The sequence below is a fragment of the Achromobacter sp. 01N37 genome (genome assembly GCF_056399725.1).
Window position 1 is genome coordinate 41,826 of record NZ_JBFTRX010000006.1, and the last position, 17,303, is coordinate 59,128.

15 protein-coding genes and 1 tRNA gene are annotated in these 17,303 nt (G+C 63.4%); 4 read left to right on the forward strand and 12 right to left on the reverse strand.

The features are described from left to right. Window positions 1-279 precede the first annotated feature (279 nt). Together AC1DSJ_RS15760 and AC1DSJ_RS15765 are read left to right on the forward strand one after the other, a co-directional pair. Window positions 280-1,878, forward strand: a complete 1,599-nt coding sequence (locus AC1DSJ_RS15760; RefSeq protein ID WP_175170892.1) for an MDR family MFS transporter — start codon at window positions 280-282, stop codon at window positions 1,876-1,878. Window positions 1,879-1,881: 3 nt separating this feature from the next. Then, window positions 1,882-2,328, forward strand: coding sequence for a MarR family winged helix-turn-helix transcriptional regulator (locus AC1DSJ_RS15765; RefSeq protein WP_054423139.1), 447 nt, complete (start codon window positions 1,882-1,884; stop codon window positions 2,326-2,328). Window positions 2,329-2,568: 240 nt separating this feature from the next. Here AC1DSJ_RS15765 and ychF read toward each other — a convergent pair whose 3' ends face one another. From ychF to betI, 10 genes are all read right to left on the reverse strand, one after another. Then, the gene (ychF, locus tag AC1DSJ_RS15770) at window positions 2,569-3,660 is read right to left on the reverse strand and encodes a redox-regulated ATPase YchF (RefSeq protein WP_054423140.1); all 1,092 of its coding nucleotides are present in this window, start codon (window positions 3,658-3,660) and stop codon (window positions 2,569-2,571) included. Between the two features lie 95 nt (window positions 3,661-3,755). After that, window positions 3,756-4,535, reverse strand: a complete 780-nt coding sequence (locus tag AC1DSJ_RS15775) for a CPBP family glutamic-type intramembrane protease (protein WP_441371595.1) — start codon at window positions 4,533-4,535, stop codon at window positions 3,756-3,758. After that, entirely contained in the window at window positions 4,535-5,131 is a 597-nt protein-coding gene (gene pth, locus AC1DSJ_RS15780) for an aminoacyl-tRNA hydrolase (RefSeq protein ID WP_054423142.1), read from the reverse strand. The genes AC1DSJ_RS15775 and pth overlap by 1 nt, the downstream gene beginning before the upstream one ends. A 98-nt stretch (window positions 5,132-5,229) precedes the next feature. Next, complete coding sequence (locus AC1DSJ_RS15785) at window positions 5,230-5,841, reverse strand: 50S ribosomal protein L25/general stress protein Ctc (RefSeq protein ID WP_054423143.1); 612 nt, start codon at window positions 5,839-5,841, stop codon at window positions 5,230-5,232. A 147-nt stretch (window positions 5,842-5,988) separates the two neighbouring features. Then, complete coding sequence (locus AC1DSJ_RS15790) at window positions 5,989-6,939, reverse strand: ribose-phosphate pyrophosphokinase (RefSeq protein WP_006227587.1); 951 nt, start codon at window positions 6,937-6,939, stop codon at window positions 5,989-5,991. Between the two features lie 141 nt (window positions 6,940-7,080). Further along, window positions 7,081-7,157, reverse strand: a tRNA-Gln gene (locus AC1DSJ_RS15795). A 1-nt stretch (window position 7,158) separates the two neighbouring features. Continuing rightward, entirely contained in the window at window positions 7,159-8,058 is a 900-nt protein-coding gene (ispE, locus tag AC1DSJ_RS15800; RefSeq protein WP_441371698.1) for a 4-(cytidine 5'-diphospho)-2-C-methyl-D-erythritol kinase, read from the reverse strand. A 33-nt stretch (window positions 8,059-8,091) separates the two neighbouring features. After that, window positions 8,092-9,765: a choline dehydrogenase gene (gene betA / locus AC1DSJ_RS15805; RefSeq protein ID WP_441371597.1), complete on the reverse strand. Its 1,674-nt coding sequence runs from the start codon at window positions 9,763-9,765 to the stop codon at window positions 8,092-8,094. Window positions 9,766-9,849: 84 nt separating this feature from the next. Continuing rightward, the gene (gene betB / locus AC1DSJ_RS15810) at window positions 9,850-11,319 is read right to left on the reverse strand and encodes a betaine-aldehyde dehydrogenase (protein ID WP_441371598.1); all 1,470 of its coding nucleotides are present in this window, start codon (window positions 11,317-11,319) and stop codon (window positions 9,850-9,852) included. A 17-nt stretch (window positions 11,320-11,336) separates the two neighbouring features. After that, on the reverse strand, window positions 11,337-11,960 hold the full coding sequence (gene betI / locus AC1DSJ_RS15815) for a transcriptional regulator BetI (protein ID WP_342066242.1): 624 nt from the start codon (window positions 11,958-11,960) through the stop codon (window positions 11,337-11,339). A 270-nt stretch (window positions 11,961-12,230) separates the two neighbouring features. Between betI and AC1DSJ_RS15820 the strand changes: the two genes are divergently transcribed. Then, window positions 12,231-13,817 carry a BCCT family transporter gene (locus AC1DSJ_RS15820; RefSeq protein ID WP_441371599.1) on the forward strand — a complete coding sequence of 529 codons (1,587 nt, stop codon included), beginning with the start codon at window positions 12,231-12,233 and terminating at the stop codon, window positions 13,815-13,817. Between the two features lie 127 nt (window positions 13,818-13,944). Here the strand turns inward: AC1DSJ_RS15820 and lolB are convergent, their stop codons facing one another. Next, the gene (gene lolB / locus AC1DSJ_RS15825; protein WP_441371600.1) at window positions 13,945-14,526 is read right to left on the reverse strand and encodes a lipoprotein insertase outer membrane protein LolB; all 582 of its coding nucleotides are present in this window, start codon (window positions 14,524-14,526) and stop codon (window positions 13,945-13,947) included. A gap of 17 nt (window positions 14,527-14,543) precedes the next feature. Next, window positions 14,544-16,430, reverse strand: a complete 1,887-nt coding sequence (locus AC1DSJ_RS15830; RefSeq protein WP_054423148.1) for a tetratricopeptide repeat protein — start codon at window positions 16,428-16,430, stop codon at window positions 14,544-14,546. Here AC1DSJ_RS15830 and mutM point away from each other — a divergent pair. After that, entirely contained in the window at window positions 16,429-17,256 is an 828-nt protein-coding gene (mutM, locus tag AC1DSJ_RS15835; RefSeq protein ID WP_054423149.1) for a bifunctional DNA-formamidopyrimidine glycosylase/DNA-(apurinic or apyrimidinic site) lyase, read from the forward strand. The two genes, AC1DSJ_RS15830 and mutM, sit on opposite strands and share 2 nt — an antisense overlap. Window positions 17,257-17,303: the final 47 nt, after the last annotated feature.

Sequence of the window (17,303 nt, forward strand, 5' to 3'; positions counted from 1 at the left end):
GGCGAGTCCTCGCTACTGCCGAAAGCCCGAAGCTGCGGCGCCAGAAAGGGAGGATCTACCAGGGAAGGCCTGCTGAAGACGCTGGCATGACCAGCGTGCAGATTTCGCTATCGTAACAAATCAGACCGCCTTCGCGATGACTTGTCAGGTCATGACACCAAAAACCGGACAAATCACATGCCCTGAAGCCCAAAAAACGGCGCTTTCAGCTGACGGCTTTCTGTCTGGCGGATTGTAGGACTAGAATAATTGATCAATCAATTATTGATGCATCCAACAATGTCCGCCCCCGCCCCCAGTACCCCGCATTCGCCCGGCCAGATGCTTCCTTTCCGGCAAACCCTGCTTGCCATGCTGGGCATGTGCTTCGTCATGATGATGGTCGCCATCGACCAGACCGTGGTGGGCACCGCGTTGCCAACCATTGTGGCCGAACTCAAGGGCTTCGAACTGTATGCATGGGTTGCGACGTCTTACCTGCTGACCTCCGTCATTACCGTGCCCATCTTCGGACGGCTGGGCGATTACTACGGACGCAAGCCGTTCGTGGTGGCCGCCATCATCTTGTTCACGCTGGCCTCGGTGCTGTGCGGCGCGGCCAACAGCATGCTCACGCTGGTGCTGGCCCGCGCCTTGCAAGGTATCGGCGGCGGCATGCTGGTGGGCACCGCGTTCGCGTCCATCCCCGATCTGTTCCCGGACCCGCACGTGCGGCTGCGCTGGCAAGTCATGCTGAGCTCGGCCTTCGGTATCGCCAACGCCGTGGGGCCGACGTTGGGCGGCGCATTGACCGAACACTACGGCTGGCGCTCGGTGTTCTATGTGAACTTGCCGATCGGCATTCTGGGCTTGTGGTTCGTGTCGCGCTATTTGCCGCATCTGCGCAACCACACATCGGGCAAGGTCCGGCTGGACTGGCAAGGCGCCGTGCTGATCGCGCTGGCGCTGGGCAGCCTGCAATTGCTGGTTGAACTGCTGCCCAAGGAAGGCTTCAGCACCGCCCTCGTGCTGCTGGCCGTGGGCAGCATCGCCGCGTTCGCGCTCTTGATCTGGTGGGAAAAGCGCTGCCCGCACCCCCTGCTGCCGCTGGACATGTTCCGCAACCGCGGCCTGGCCACGCTCTTCACGCTGGCGCTGCTGGTGGGCGTGACGATGTATTCGCTGTTGTTCTACGCGCCGCTGCTGCTGCAAGGCGGCTTTGGCCTGTCGCCCCAGGATGCAGGCTTGCTGATCACGCCCATGGTCGTTTTCATCACGGTGGGCAGCATCATCAACGGCCGCATCATCACGCGCATTCGCAATCCCAACCGCATGCTGTACGCGGGCTTCTTGCTGATGGCGCTGTCCTGTTTGGGTATTGTCACTACCCATAGCTATACGTCACATGGGCTGATCGCCGCCTACATGCTGATGGCCGGCCTGGGCATGGGCTTCATCATGCCCAACCTGACCGTGTTCGCGCAGCAGACGGCGGGCCGCACGCATCTGGGCATTGCCACGGCGCTGTTGCAGTCGCTGCGGATGATTGGCGGCATGCTGGGCACGGCGGTCGTGGGCACGATGGTCAGCCACAGCTACTTCAGCGGCGTGGAATCCACGCTGCATGGCGCATCCGCGCAATGGCTGCCCGAATTGAACGACCCGCAGATGCTGGTGAACCCGGCGGCCCAGACCCAGTTCCTGGCACAATTGGCGCATCAAGGCCAGGACGGGACGTCGCTGATCGAGATCGCGCGGGTTGCGCTGGTGGGCGCCATTCATGAAGGGCAGCTCATCGCGCTTGCCGTCGCCATCTTCGCGCTGTGGTGCGTGCGCCGCGTGCCCCTGGTGCAATTGGCGCGGCCTCCCAAAGCGGAGCCGGCCAGCGTCGGAGAATAGCTTTTGCCCAAACAACAACAAGGCCTGCAAGTCATCCAGCACATGGGGCAGACGTACCGCGTCATGCAAAGCGCATTCAGCAGCAAGGTGGGCCACGCCCTGCCCCGCTGGCGCATCCTGCTGGCGCTGCATGAATGCGGACCTTGTTCGCAAAAGCATCTGGCCGAACGCTGCCGCCTGGACCCCGCGTCCTTGACGCGGCAATTGCAGGCCATGCAAAAGCTGGGATGGATCTCGCGCGCCGTGGACGCGCAAGACAACCGCCTGACCAACGCCACGCTTACCGAAGCCGGCCAGGCGGTCGTGAACGAAGCCCTGCCCAAGCGCGCGGCCTTCTTTGAAGCATCGTTGAAGGGCTTGTCAGCCACCGACATCGACACGCTGAACCGCGTGCTGACCGTGCTGGAAACCAACTTCGTGCAGGCTGCGGGCGACAAAGACCGCGCGTGAGCGCTGGCCTGCGTGCGGCAGGATCAGCACACAGCTCATCCACGGCCGCGCGGTCCAAATACGTCTCTGCTGATGGCGCGAGCCGGCCAGCCCTCGGGAATGCTGGATGCTGGAGGCAAAAAAAATCGCCGCTATCAGGCGGCGATTCTTGAGCCTGTTCACCGCAACCCCAGGTTGTTCACCATGGCGGTTGTGGCGGATAACCGGGTACGGTGGGATTTTCCGGGTAGAAAAAACCAATCAGACGTTGAACAGGAAGTTCATCACATCGCCGTCTTGCACGATGTATTCCTTGCCTTCGGCGCGCATCTTGCCCGCTTCCTTGGCGCCTTGCTCACCCTTGTACGTAATGAAGTCTTCGTACGCGATGGTTTGCGCGCGGATGAAGCCGCGTTCAAAGTCGGTGTGGATGACGCCGGCGGCTTGCGGGGCGGTGGCGCCGATGGCGACCGTCCAGGCGCGCACTTCCTTCACGCCAGCGGTGAAGTAGGTTTGCAGGCCAAGCAGCTTGAAGGCGGCACGGATCAGGCGGTTCAGGCCCGGCTCTTCCATGCCCATGTCGGACAAGAATGCTTGGCGATCGGCGTCGTCCAGGTCCACGATTTCGGATTCGATGGCGGCGCAGATGGCCACGACCGGCGCGTTGCGCGCGGCGGCGAATTCGGTCAGGCGGTCAAGCAGCGGGTTGTTGGTGAAGCCGTCATCGGCGACGTTGCCAACGTACATCGCGCGCTTGGCGGTGATGAAGCACAGCTGGGCGATGTCGGCCTGTTCTTCCGTCGTCAGGTCCAGCGCGCGGATCGGCTTGGCTTCGTTCAACTGGGCAATGCACTTTTCCAGCACGGCCACGATGCGCTGCGATTCCTTGTCGCCCGAACGCGCGGTCTTCTGATGACGCAGCAGCGCTTTTTCAGCGGTTTGCAGGTCAGCCAGGGCCAGTTCGGTTTCGATGACTTCGATGTCGGCGATCGGGTCGACCTTGCCCGCCACGTGGATCACGTTGGGATCTTCGAAGCAGCGCACGACGTTGACGATGGCGTCGGTTTCGCGGATGTGCGACAGGAACTGGTTGCCCAGGCCTTCGCCCTTGCTCGCGCCGGCCACCAGGCCCGCGATGTCGACGAATTCGACGGTGGCGGACAGGATGCGTTCGGGCTTGACGATTTCAGCCAGCTTCTGCAGACGCGGGTCCGGCACTTCGACCACACCGACGTTGGGTTCGATGGTGCAGAACGGATAGTTCTCGGCGGCGATGCCGGCGCGGGTCAGAGCGTTGAAGAGAGTCGATTTGCCAACGTTGGGCAGGCCGACGATGCCGCATTGCAGAGCCATGGGAATCCTGTGTAAGTACGGTATTGATCGTTAACGTTCTAGTTTACCCCGGGTGGGGCAAACGGCTCTTTCACCAGCACGGGGATACGGCCCCGCTATTTGGCGATCGACGGCGCCCAGCGCATGACGGCCCAGATCATCAAAATGGGGCCCGCGTTGAACGTGGCGTGCAGCAAGATGGCCGCCCCGATGCCGCGGCGCACGCGCATCCAGCCCAACACCAGCCCGGTCAGCCATTGCGGCAGCACCAGCAACGGCATCAGCCAATACGGTGTCTTGCTGTAGACGAAGTTGGTCAGGTGGACGGCGGCGAACGTCAGCGCGATCAAATGAAAGACCAAGCCAAAATGCGTCAGGTAATACCGCCGCCAAGGGGTGTCCCAGCCCGCAAGCGGCGCGGCGCGGCCGCGCGCACCCCAGATAGCCAGGATGACGAATGCGGCCAACAGCAGCCCCGTCCACAGCTTCGGGCCGTACAGCACGACGGGCATCAGCGCAGGCACCAGCCACAGCGCCTGCAATGGCCGTCGCAAGCCGTAGCGAAACAGGATTTCTTCGACCAACGGCGCCCACAACACGGCCGTCAGCCACGGCAGGTTGGCCGGATCGATCCGGTGCGTGGCGCCGCCCAGGCCGGCCGCCATCACGGCGACCGGACCCAGCGCAAATAGATTCAACGCCCAGAGCAAGCCCGCCCAGGCCAGCAAGCGGCCAGGCCGGATGCCGGGCCACCAATCCGCCCACAGGCCGCTGCCCATCGTGCGCCCCGGCAGCCGCGACGCGGGACGCGGATGGCGGATAAAGCGCCAGAAGTCCGCGGCCTCGTCACGGAAACGCGTCTTGCCAACGGAAGCGGGCGGCTTGGGCTGGAGCATCAGGCGACGTTGCCGCTGTGCAATTGACGCGTCGCCAGCGCGAAATCACCCGCCAGCATCGCCGGCACCACGGCGCGGCAACGGTCGATGACGGCTTCGATTTCTTTTTGTTCATCGCGGCGCGGCGGATGCAGCACGAAGTCCGCCACTTGCTGCGCCAGGTTCAAGGTGCGCGGATGGCCGATACCGATGCGCAGGCGCCAGAAATTCGGGCTGCCCAGCACCGCCTGGATATCCTTCAAGCCGTTATGGCCGGCGTGTCCGCCGCCCTGCTTGAGTTTTACCTGGCCCGGCAACAGATCCAGTTCGTCATGCAACACCAGCACCTGCTCCGGCTCCAGCTTGTAGAAGCGAGCCAGCGCGCCGACCGCCTGGCCGGATTTGTTCATATAGGTAATGGGTTTGAGCAGCAGCACGTTGTCTGCGCCCAGGCGCGACTTGGCCACCATGCCGAAAAAAGATTTCTCAAGCGCAAAAGAAGTGCGCAAGTCGTCCGCCAGGTGGTCGGCCAGCCAGAAGCCGGCGTTGTGCCGCGTGGTTTCGTAGTCGGGACCGGGATTACCCAATCCCACAATGAGGCGTATGGGAATAGACATGATGGAGGGTGTTTAAACCAAAAAACCCTGCGCATGCAAATGCACACGCAGGGTTTCGAGCATAAGCCGCAGAAAGCCCGAAGGCTTTCCGGCAAGACTTAGGCAGCCGGAGCGGCTTCGGCTTCGTCGTCAGCGGCGGCAGCGCCACCCTTGACGATGGCGGCAGCCAGCAGCGGATTGTCTTCACCGCCGTGGGGAACGTACGTCACGCCCATCGGCAGCTTGATGTCAGCCAGGTGGATCGAAGCGCCAGCCAGGATGTTGGTCAGGTCAACTTCGATGAATTGCGGCAGAGCCTTCGGCAGGCAGGTGATTTCCAGTTCGGTCGTCACGTGGCTGATGATGGCGCCCGACAGCTTCACGGCCGGCGAGATTTCAGCGTTCACGAAGTGCAGCGGCACCTTGGTACGCAGGGCTTGGTTGGCGTCCACGCGCTGGAAGTCCACGTGCAGGACTTGCGGCTTGTAGGCGTGCCATTGAACCGAACGCAGCAGAACTTGCTCTTCCTTCGCGCCTTCGAGCTGCATTTGCAGGATCGATGCGTGGAATTCTTCCTTACGCAGGGCGTGGTAGATCTCGTTGTGGTCGAGTTCGATGTTCAGGGGGGCAGCCGTACCACCATAGACAATGGCGGGAACGCGGCCCGCGCGGCGCAGGCGGCGGCTCGCACTCGAACCCTGGACGCTACGCGCAGTGGCGATAAATTTCATGGAAAACTCCAAAAACAAAATAAGGTGAAGAGGCTTCACCAGTTAACGGCACGGCGCGCAACATGCGCGCCGTGTTGGTTGCGCCTTGCCGCGACCAGCAAGGTGCAAAAACTAGGGTGGGCTGTGGCCCGGCTGACGCGCCAGGCGTCAGTCGACGAACAGCGAGCTGACCGATTCCGCGTTCGAGATACGCAGGATGGTCTCGCCCAGCAGCGCGGCGCACGACAGCTGGCGAATCTTGCCGCTGGCCTGGCCTTGCTCGGAGAGCGGGATGGTGTCGGTGACGACCAGTTCGTCCAGTTCCGACGCTTCAATGCGGTCAATGGCGCCGCCCGACAGCACGGGGTGCGTGCAATAGGCGTAAACGGCGCCGGCGCCGCGGTCTTTCAGGGCCTGGGCCGCCTTGCACAGCGTGCCGGCGGTGTCGACCATGTCGTCCATGATGATGCAGGTACGGCCGTCGACTTCACCGATGATGTTCATCACTTCCGACACGTTGGCGCGCGGACGGCGCTTGTCGATGATGGCCAGATCGGCTTCCAGTTGCTTGGCCAGGGCGCGGGCGCGAACCACGCCGCCGATGTCCGGGGACACCACGACCAGGTTCGAGAAATTGCGGCGCCAGATGTCGCCCAGCAAGATCGGACCGGCGTAGATGTTGTCCACGGGGATATCGAAGAAACCCTGGATCTGGTCAGCGTGCAGGTCCATCGTCAGGACGCGGTCAACGCCAGCCACTTGCAGCATGTTGGCCACAACCTTGGCCGAGATCGCAACGCGCGCCGAACGCGGGCGGCGGTCTTGGCGGGCGTAACCGAAATAGGGAATCGCGGCAGTGATGCGGCCAGCCGAAGCGCGGCGCAGGGCATCAACCATCACCATGATTTCCATCAGGTTGTCATTGGTGGGAGCACAGGTGGGCTGCAGGACGAAGACGTCCTTGCCACGCACGTTCTCGTTGATTTCGACCATCACTTCGCCGTCCGAGAAGCGACCAACGGTCATCTTGCCCAGGGACATATCGAGGTGGTTGACTACGTCCACGGCCAGCCGAGTGTTGGCCGTGCCCGTGAAGATCATGAAGCTATCGTTTGCCATGATGGATGATGCGATGGTCGTTTTAAGACACTAACGAGGTGATGCGGGGTGAAAACACCAGCGGACCCGGAAAATAAAAAAGCTGCTGAACCCGGGCCAGTGTCTTACAGGCGTGTTCAACAGCTTTTTTATGTATTCGGTTGGCTGGGGAGGAAGGATTCGAACCTTCGCATGCCGGAATCAAAATCCGGTGCCTTAACCAGCTTGGCGACTCCCCAACTATCTTGCAATCCAATTCCGCAACGGATGTTCAGTTAAACCAGTACAAGCCTGCACTAACCGAAACCGTGGATGCGTTGTGCTGTTTGTTTCAACAGCGCCGCGCATTATAGCGGATATTTCTGCTTTTGCCAAAACGGCTTCAGAAAGTTCGGAAAACTCGGCGAATAAACATGCGCCTGATCCCGACATGCGTACAGGGTAACCCTGTTCTGCAAGCCACCGCGATGCCCTGAAAACTTCAGGATAAAGACGGTGAACTACCGGCTCCAGATCATTTTTCCCGAAGGAAAATATTGGCGAAGCAAGAAAGTCCGCTATTGTGATGTAAGAAGAATCCCTTGTCAAATCGGGCGCTGAAAATATCCCTACGGTCGGTACGCTCGTGTCCGGCTGCGCCACCAGATAAGCCCGTTCCGGCAGCGTGATGGCGGTGAGATCTTCGCCCACGCCTTCTGCGAATGCCGACTGCCCGAACACGAACACCGGCACGTCTGCGCCCAGCGGCAAAGCCAGCGCCATGAGCTCGCGCCGCGTAAGGCCCGTACCCCACAATTTGTTCAACGCGATCAGCACGGTGGCGGCATCGCTCGACCCACCGCCCAGCCCGCCGCCTTGCGGAATGCGTTTCTCCAGCGCGATCTGCGCGCCCTGCCGCGTGCCGGTGGCGCGCTGCAGGGCATGGGCCGCGCGCAAGGTCAGGTCATCGGCTTCTGACACGCCCGGCAATTCTGCGGCGCGGCTGATGACGCCATCGGCGCGCGCATCAAAGTGCAGCGTGTCGCATAGATCAATGAAACGGAAGACCGTCTGCAGCAGGTGGTAGCCGTCGGCGCGGCGGCCCACCACATGCAGGAACAAGTTCAACTTCGCGGGAGCGGGTACGTCGTAGAGCGTCACGGAAAAACAACCGATGCGGGACAAGCCCCCATTCTAGCCACGCGCCGCGCCCTCTGCCGTGTAGTACGGCACGTCCACCCGCGCAAGCGGCGTGCGTCCGCGCAGATGATCGGCAATTTTTTCCGCCATCATGATGACCGGCGCGTTCAGGTTCCCCGTGACGATGTCCGGCATGATCGACGCATCAATCACGCGCAAGCCTTGCAGCCCATGCACGCTGCCATAGCCATCCACTACCGCCATCGGGTCCGATGCCGCACCCATCTTGTTTGAGCACGACGGGTGATAGGCGGTCTCGGCCTGCGCACGCACGAACGCATCAAGATCAGCATCGCTTTTCACATTCGCCCCCGGTGAGATTTCGCGGTCCGCGTAGGGCGCCAGCGCGGGCTGCGCAAAGAGCTCACGCGTGATGCGCAGCGCCGCGCGGAATTCACGCCAGTCCTGCTCGTCAGACATGTAGTTAAACAGGATGCTGGGATGATCCTGCGGTGAACGCGAGCGGATATGCACACGCCCCCGGCTGGGCGAACGCATTGATCCCACGTGCATTTGAAAACTGTGCACCTTGATCGGATTGGAGCCGTTGTAATTGATGGCGACCGGCAGGAAGTGATATTGCAAATTCGGCCACGGAAAATCGTCATGGCTGCGAATGAAGCCGCCGGCTTCGAACTGATTGCTGGCGCCCACACCCGTACCCATGAACAACCACTGCGCGCCGATCTTCGCTTGGTTGTGCAGCTTCAGGGATGGCGCCAAGGAAACGGGCAGCTTGCATTCATACTGCACGTAGAGCTCAAGGTGATCCTGCAAGTTCGCGCCCACACCGGGCAGCTCGTGCAACACCGGCACACACAGGTCACGCAACAACGCGCCGGGGCCGACACCTGAGCGTTGCAGAATCTGCGGCGACGCGATCGCGCCCGCGCACAACAGCACTTCGCGCAGCGCATGGCTGCGATGATGCTGCCCGTGCTGCTGCCAGGCCACGCCCACGGCGCGCTGGCCAGAGAACAGAATCACATCGGTCAACGCGCGTGTGACGATCGTCAGGTTCGTGCGCCTGCGCGCCTGATCCAGATACCCGCGCGCCGTGCTGGCGCGCCTTCCACGCGGCGTGACCGTGCGATCCATCGACCCAAAGCCTTCCTGGCGATAGCCATTCACGTCATCGGTTGACGCATAGCCTGCCTGGGTACCCGCTTGCACCATCGCGGCGAACAAGGGATTGTTGTCCGCCTTTGGTGTGGTGACGCTGACCGGCCCGCTATCGCCGTGATAATCGCAGCCGCCCACATCGCGGCTTTCGGCCTTCTTGAAGTACGGCAAACACGACAGGTAATCCCAATGCGCCAGGCCATCGATAAGCGCCCAATGGTCGTAGTCCAGCGCATTGCCGCGGATGTAGCACATGCCGTTGATCAGTGATGACCCGCCCAGCCCTTTGCCGCGCCCGCAATCCAGGCGGCGGCCGTTCAGATGCGGTTCGGGATCGGTTTTATAGGCCCAGTTGTAGCGTGTGCCTTGCAAGGGCATCGCTAGCGCAGCGGGCATCTGCGTGCGGAAATCCAGCCGATGATCCTGGCCGCCTGCTTCCAGCAACAGCACGGTGGTTCCGGGATCTTCGGTCAAGCGTGCTGCCAGCACATTCCCGGCGGAGCCTGCGCCGATGATGATGTAGTCGTACTCCTTCTTGATGGACATCGTCTTCTCCCCCCTGCACACGGAAAGCGGAACGCCAGGCGTGACCGCCCGGCGAGACCTGCGGCAATGAAGCGCCGAGCCGGGTCAGAAGACAGAGGCGAACGACCCCAGCTCGACTTGCACGGACTTGGTCTGCGTGTATTCGGCCAGCGCGGCCAAGCCGTTTTCGCGGCCGATGCCCGATTGCTTGTAGCCGCCCACCGGCATCTGCGCGGGCGATTCGCCCCACGTATTGATCCAGCAAATGCCGGCCTGCAAGTGGTGCGCGATGCGGTGAGCGGCATTCAGGTCGTTGCTGACGACGCCCGCCGCCAAGCCGTAACGGCTGTCGTTGGCGCGCTTGATGACTTCGTCTTCGTCGTCGAAAGAAAGAATGCTCATCACGGGGCCAAAGATCTCTTCCTGCACGATCTCCATGCTGTCGTTGCAGTCCGTGAATACGGTGGGCGCCACGTATGCGCCCTTGGCAAGCGCGCCTTCGATCATGCGCACGCCGCCTGCCAGCAGATTGGCGCCTTCGCGCTTGCCGATCTCAATCCAGCTCAGCACATGGTCCATGTGCGAAAAGCTGACCAGGGGGCCGAAGTTCGTGCGCGGGTCGCAAGGCTCGCCCACGCGGATGCGCGCCACGCGCACCAGCACGGCGGCTTCGAACTCGGCCTTCAATGAGCGATGCACGAACACACGCGTGCCGTTGGTGCATACCTGGCCCGAGCTGAAGAAGTTGGCCATCACGGCGATGTCTGCTGCGCGGTCGACGTTGGCGTCCGGCATCACGATCAGTGCAGACTTGCCGCCGAGCTCCAGCGTGACGCTCTTAAGCGATGACTGGGCCGCCGTGGCCATGACGTGTTTGCCGGTATCGACCCCGCCGGTGAACGATACCTTAGCGATGCCGGGGTGGCTGGTGAGCCAGTCACCGATCTCGCGGCCGCTGCCCAGCACCACGTTGAATACGCCATTGGGCAAGCCGGCTTGCGTGTAGATCTCGGCCAGCCGCAATGCCGTCAGCGGCGTGATTTCAGCGGGTTTGAAGACCATCGCGTTGCCCGTCGCCAACGCCGCGGCCGACTTCCACATCGCGATTTGAACGGGGTAGTTCCATGCGCCGATGCCCGCGATGACGCCCAGCGGTTCGCGCCGGGTGTAGAAGAAACTGGTCTCGCGCAGCGGCGCCTGCACGCCTTCGACAGCGGCGGCCAGGCCGGCGCAATACTCGATGACATCGACGCCCGTGGCGATGTCCACCAAGCGCGTTTCCGACAACGGCTTGCCGGTATCCAGGGTTTCGAGTTCGGCCAATTCATCATTGCGCTCGCGCAGCAACTGCGCCGCCTTGAGCAGCACGCGCGAGCGTTGCGCGGGCGTGCGCGCCGCCCAGACCTTCTGCCCTTCCTGCGCACTGGCCACGGCGCGGTCGATGTCTTGCCGGGCGGCCACCTGCACTTCCGCCAAGACCACGCCGTTGGCGGGATTCACCGTGGTGATGGTCTTGCTGCTGATGGCGTTGGTGCGCCGGCCGTGGATGTAGAGCTGTTGGATAGGCAAGGGCATGAGGGTCCGTCCTGTCGTCAGAGTGAGGGCGGGCCCAAGGCTGGACTGCCCCCGGATTGGCTGCGAGCAAGCAGCAGGTCTACATAGTCGTAAGCGATGGCGCGCGCGTGATCCCCGATTACCGCCGCGCCCATCAGGCTGCCGCGCAACCACAGCCCGTCGATCATGGCGGCCAGCCCGCGCGCCGCAATGCGCGCATCGGCCAACGGCATGACGCGCAGAAACTGGCAACACAGGTTGGAGTACAGCCGGCGGTCGTTGGCGCGCTGCAATCGGCGCAAGCGCGGCTGGTGCATGCTGGCCGCCCAGAACGTCAGCCAGGCGCGCATGGCGCTGCCCGAGACTTGCGTGGGCACGAAGTTGCCATCAACAATGGCGCGCAACTGAGCGCGCGCCTCGGGCGCCGCGGCGGCACGGGCGCGCGATACGGAGTCGCGCAAGTTGCGCAGCAGTTCGCGCATGGTGGCTTCCAGCAAGCCGTCTTTGTCGCCGAAGTAATGGCTGATGATGCCGGTGGACAGCTTGGCCGCGCGGGCGATGTGGGCGATGGAGCTTTCCGCCAGGCCGACTTGATCGATGGAATCAAGGGTGGCCTGAATCAGTTGATTGCAGCGGATGGGCTGCATTCCGACTTTTGGCATGGTGGGCGCGGTTCCTGGTGTGACGGTGGCCGGGGCCGAGAGGCGGTTCGCCGGGCTGCGATGGAGTCTAGTTTATATTGATTGATCATTCAATATAAAACCGGTAAGGTCCGCCAAACGACGGCGGAAGATGCATGGGAACACGCGGCAACCCATGCACCAGCCCATGCGGCAAAGCACTCAGCAGAACAGCCAGCAGCGCCCGCCGCAGCGCACAACGAACCACCACAACGCAGCACCCAGGCAGTACCACCAGACGGGGAGACGGCGGTGCAACAAGACGGGGACAGCACGACGCAACAACCAGGGGCCGCGCCAGCCAGGCGCGGGTGGCTCGCGCACACGAACCCCGTCGTTTTCCTGAGCGCGTCAGGCGCCGTGCTGCTGATCGGCGCCCTGCTCATCACCTACCCCGATGCCTCGCAGGCTTGGCTGGAGACGGCTCAGTGGTTTGTGGCGGCGCACTTCGGCTGGTACTACATGCTGGCGATGGCGGCGAGCGTGGGCTTCGCGCTCTGGCTCGCGTTATCCCGCCACGGCGCGCTGCGCTTGGGCGATGACGACGAGTCCCCGGAATTCAGCTATCTATCGTGGGTGTCGATGCTGTTTTCTTCCGGCATCGGCATCGCGCTGGTGTACTACGGTGTGTACGAACCCCTGGACCATTTCCTGTTGCCGCCAACCGGCGCGGGCGGCACCACGGAAGCCGCGCGCAATTCGCTGACGTTGACGTTTCTGCACTGGGGCATTCACGGCTGGACGCTGTACGCGCTGACCGCAACGGCGCTGGCGTACTTCGCGTATCGGCGCAACCTGCCGCTAGCGCTGCGCTCGCCGTTGCAGGGCCTGTTGAACCGGCCGCTGCCCAAAAGCGTAGGGCATGCCGTGGACGGCTTTGGCGTGCTGGCCACCATCGTGTCCATGGTGACGAACCTGGGGCTGGGCGCATTGCTGCTGCACGCCGGGCTGACGTACCTGCTGGACGTGCCCAATACGGCGGCAGTGCAGGCGCCCATCGTCATCATCATGATGGCCGTGGCCACTAGCGCGGCGGCGCTCGGCATCAAGCGCGGCATTGCCGTGCTATCCAACATCAACACCTATCTGATGGGCTTCCTGCTCCTGTTCATCTTCCTGGCCGGCCCTACCCGCCTGCTGCTGGACGCGCTGGTGCAAAACCTGGGCGACTACCTGAACGCTTTCCTGGGCAAAAGCTTCGACCTGTATCTGTATGACCTCAAAGCCGAGCGCTGGACCAGTTCCTGGACGATCTTCTACTGGGCGTGGTGGATCGGCTGGGCGCCGTTTGTGGGCATGTTCATCGCGCGCATCTCACGCGGGCGCCGCATTCGCGAATTGATCTTCGGCGTGATGCTGGTGCCGCTGGGCTTCACGCTGGCGTGGCTGTCCATCTTCGGCAATACCGCCATTGATCTGGTGATGAACCAAGGCGCGGCGGCCCTGGGCGACGCCGCCATGACCAACCCGCCGATGGCGTTCTACAAGCTGATGGAATATTTGCCCATGACGAACCTGGTCGCCGCGGTGGGCGTCGTGATGTCGTTCATGCTGTTTCTGACGCCGGTCGACTCAGGCACGCTAATGATCGCCAACCTGTCGGCGCGTGACGCCGACGCCGGACGCGACGCACCCATCTGGCTGCGCATCTTCTGGGCGGCGCTAACAACAATGCTGGGAATTGGCCTGCTGCTGGCGGGAAACTTCAATGCCATGCAGACCGCGGTGGTGCTCTGCGGCCTGCCGTTCTCAGTGGTGTTGTTGTGCTACATGGCGAGCCTGTACCGGTCGCTCGCGCGAGACAACCCCGAACCACGCAGCCAGCCCGCCGTGCGCTGACGGCGGGCGCTCAGGGCTGGCAGGATCAGACCTGATTCACGATCAGGGTTGGTTCACGATCAGAACTGATTCACGATCAAAACTGATTCACGATCAGGGMTGGTTCACGACCAGAGCTGATTCACGATCAGGGCTGGTTCACGACCAGCCGCACCATGATGCGGCGGCCCGGCTCCTGGCGTTGCAGAACCAGCAACTGCGGGCCCTTCGTGTCATAGCGCGACAGGTTGGCTTGCCAGCCACCTTGCTCGAAGGCCGTGGGGCGGCCCAGGTCATCACGCTTGATCTCTGTGGCTTCCGGGTCAGCCGGCAGCTTGCCGCGCAGCCAGTCGCGCAGGCCGGATACCGGCATGCTGCTGCCCAGCGCGTCTTCCGCCAGCGCGTCGGGGTTATCCGCCGTCAGGCGCGTGCCGTCGGCCTTGGTCAGGCTGGCCGAACCGGGCTGGCCTTCGACGCGGGCTTCGGTAGAACCCAAGGGGTTGGTCAGGTCCAGCACATAGCGCCGGCCATCGTCCGACCACGAAAAGCCGCCCTGCACGGCGTTCTGCTTGCCGCTTTCTTCATTCACCGTGATGGCGAAGCGGCCGATGCGCGAAAACGCATCGGCGCTGGCGCCTTCAATCGGTTTGGGCGTGGTGGTGCAGGCGGCCAGGGCCATGGCCAACATCGCCATCAGCGCCCAGCGCAGCCACGCTGCCACGCCCGCCATGCGTTGCACTGCTGCCCTCACAGACGAACTCCCAGACGCTTGACGACGTCCTGGACGGTCTTGTTCTTGGGATCTTTCATGAGCGCGGCGCGCAGCAGCTCGGTCGCCTGATCGCGCTTGCCCTGGGACCACAGCACTTCAGCCAGGTGGGCGGCGATATCGGCTTCCGGACGCACGCTGTAGGCGCGGCGCAGGTATTCCGCCGCGGACTCGGATTCGCCCATGCGGTACTTGACCCAGCCCATGCTGTCCAGAATGAACGGGTCATTGGGCGACAGTTCCAGCGCCTGGGTGATCAGGTCCAGCGCTTCGGGCAGGCGCTGGTTGTGGTCAGCCAGCGTGTAGCCCAGCGCGTTATAGGCATGCGCGTGGTCCGGGTCCAGCGCAATGACCTGACGCAGCATGCGTTCAAGATCGGCCAGACGGTTCTGGCGTTCGTACAGCATCGCCAGTTCGTATTTGATTTCAACCGTGTCCGGGAGCGCCTGGTCGGCGGCTTCAAGCGTGGTAACGGCTTGCCCCACGCGGTCGGCGTCACGCAGGATCTGCGCCTTGGTCAGCACGCCCAGGGTGCGTTCTTCTTCATCCTGCGGGCCTGCGGAATCAATCATGGCCAGCGCGTCGTCGACGCGGCCGCTCTTGGCGCGCAGCGCAGCCTGACGCATGCGCACGGAATAGCGCAGGGTCGGGTCGTCGATACGGCCAAGTTCATTGATGGCTTCGTCGTAGTGGCCCTGGTCTTCAGCGATGCGCGACAACAGCACATGCGCGTCGGCGGCGGCAGCCCCCGCGTCGGTTGCGCCCGGCACCGTGGCGCGCTGGCGTTGCTGCTGCACATCCAGATACTGCTGAAGCAGCGTCTTCGCCTGCGGCAACTGGCCCGCCTTGTAGGCCAGCTGGGCCTGCATGAAGAGCAGGTCGAAATCTTCCGGCGAGCGGCGGGCCATGGCCTGCAATTCGGCCAGCGCGCCGTTGTAGTCGCCGCTGTCGGCCAGTTGGCCGGCCAGCATCAGGCGAACCTTGCGGGCGCTGGGGTTGCGGTTGATATAGGCGCGGGCTTCGGTTTGCGCGCGTTGGGGGTCGACCTTCGAGCCGTATTCCAGCACGCGCTGGGCGGCGGGTTCGGACTTGGGGTCGGCCGCCAGCGCCGCGCGGGATTCCTGCGCCGCGCGCTCGTAGTCGCCCGCGGCCGAGGCCACGTCGGCTAGCGCCAGATGGGCGGCAGGCAGCTTGCGCACGCTATCGCTCAAGGATTCGTCCAGGATGCGCAGCGCCAGACGGCGGTCGTTCAGGCGGCTCAACACGGCCAAGGCCTGGCCGATGGCGGCCGGCTTGTCGCGCGAAGCGTCGATACGGTTGCGCAACGCTTGAGCCAGGCCCTTGGTCTGCCCGTTGGCGGCGGCCAGCGCCAGCTCGGTGGAGCTGGCCTCGACGTCGTTGGGAGACAGGCGCGCCCAGACCCGGGCCGCGTCCAGCGCGCCGGGCAGGTTGCCGCCCGCGAGCTGGAATTCCAGGCCGCGACGGGCCAGGCGGGGGTCGCCCGTGTCCCGGGCGAGGCCGACCATGGTGGTGGCGGCCGTGCCGTACATGCCGCGCTGAGCGGCGATCTCCGACGCGAGGACGCGATAGAAGATGTCGGCGGTCAGTGATACGTAGGGCAATTGGCCCGGACGCAGGCGGATCACCTCGGTTTCTGGCTGGCGGTTCTGCGGGGCCATACGCGGCCCGGTCGCATCACGCGTCCGGCTGTCGGCCGCCTGGGCTGGCAGCGCAAAACCTGTTGCCAGCGCAAGCGCCAGCGCGGCGATCCCGATATTCATTTGTTTGAAAGACGACTTCACGCGGCCCGTCCGGTTGATGGCACAATCTTCGTACACGCAATTGATGATCTTACACTGGCTCATGCCGGAACTGCCTGAAGTCGAAACTACGCGTCGCGGAATCGACGCCGTCATCACCGGTCGGACGTTGAATCGTCTGGTCGTCCATGAACCCCGCATGCGCTGGCCCATCCCCCCGGATCTGCCTGCGCTGATCGGCGGCCGCGCCGTTCTGGAGTGCGCCCGCCGGGGCAAATACCTGCTGCTGCGCTTTGAACACGGCACCCAGATTGTGCATCTGGGCATGTCCGGGTCGTTGCGCCGCGTGGCTCCCGGTGAATTCTTGCGCAAGCACGACCACGTCGAATGGATTTTCGATGACGCCGTGCTGCGCCTGCATGACCCCCGCCGGTTCGGCGCAGTCTTGTGGCACCCCGAGGCCGACGGCCCGATCGACGCCCACCCGCTGTTGGCCAAGCTGGGCATCGAACCCTTCGACCCGCGCTTTGACGGCGCCTGGCTGCATCGCCACTTCAAGAACCACAGCGCCGCCATCAAACAGGTGCTGCTGGCCGGGATGGCGGTGGTGGGCGTGGGCAATATCTACGCATCGGAATCCCTGTTCCGCGCGCGCATCAACCCGAAGACGCCGGCCAACAAGCTGTCGCTTGCGCGCTGCGAGCGGCTGGCCGACATGGTGCGCGCCACGCTGGCCGACGCCCTGACCTCTGGCGGCAGCACCCTGCGCGACTACGTTGGCGCTACGGGCGAACCGGGGGCCTACTTCGAGATCCATGCCGCCGTCTACGAACGTGAAGGCCTGCCCTGCCGGGTGTGTTCCACCCCGATCCGGCGCTTCGTCCAGGGCCAGCGCGCCACGTATTACTGCCCGAAGTGCCAAAGGAACTGAATCATAAGTCCCCGAAAACCCTCGGGAAATCCCTGTAAAAACAAGGC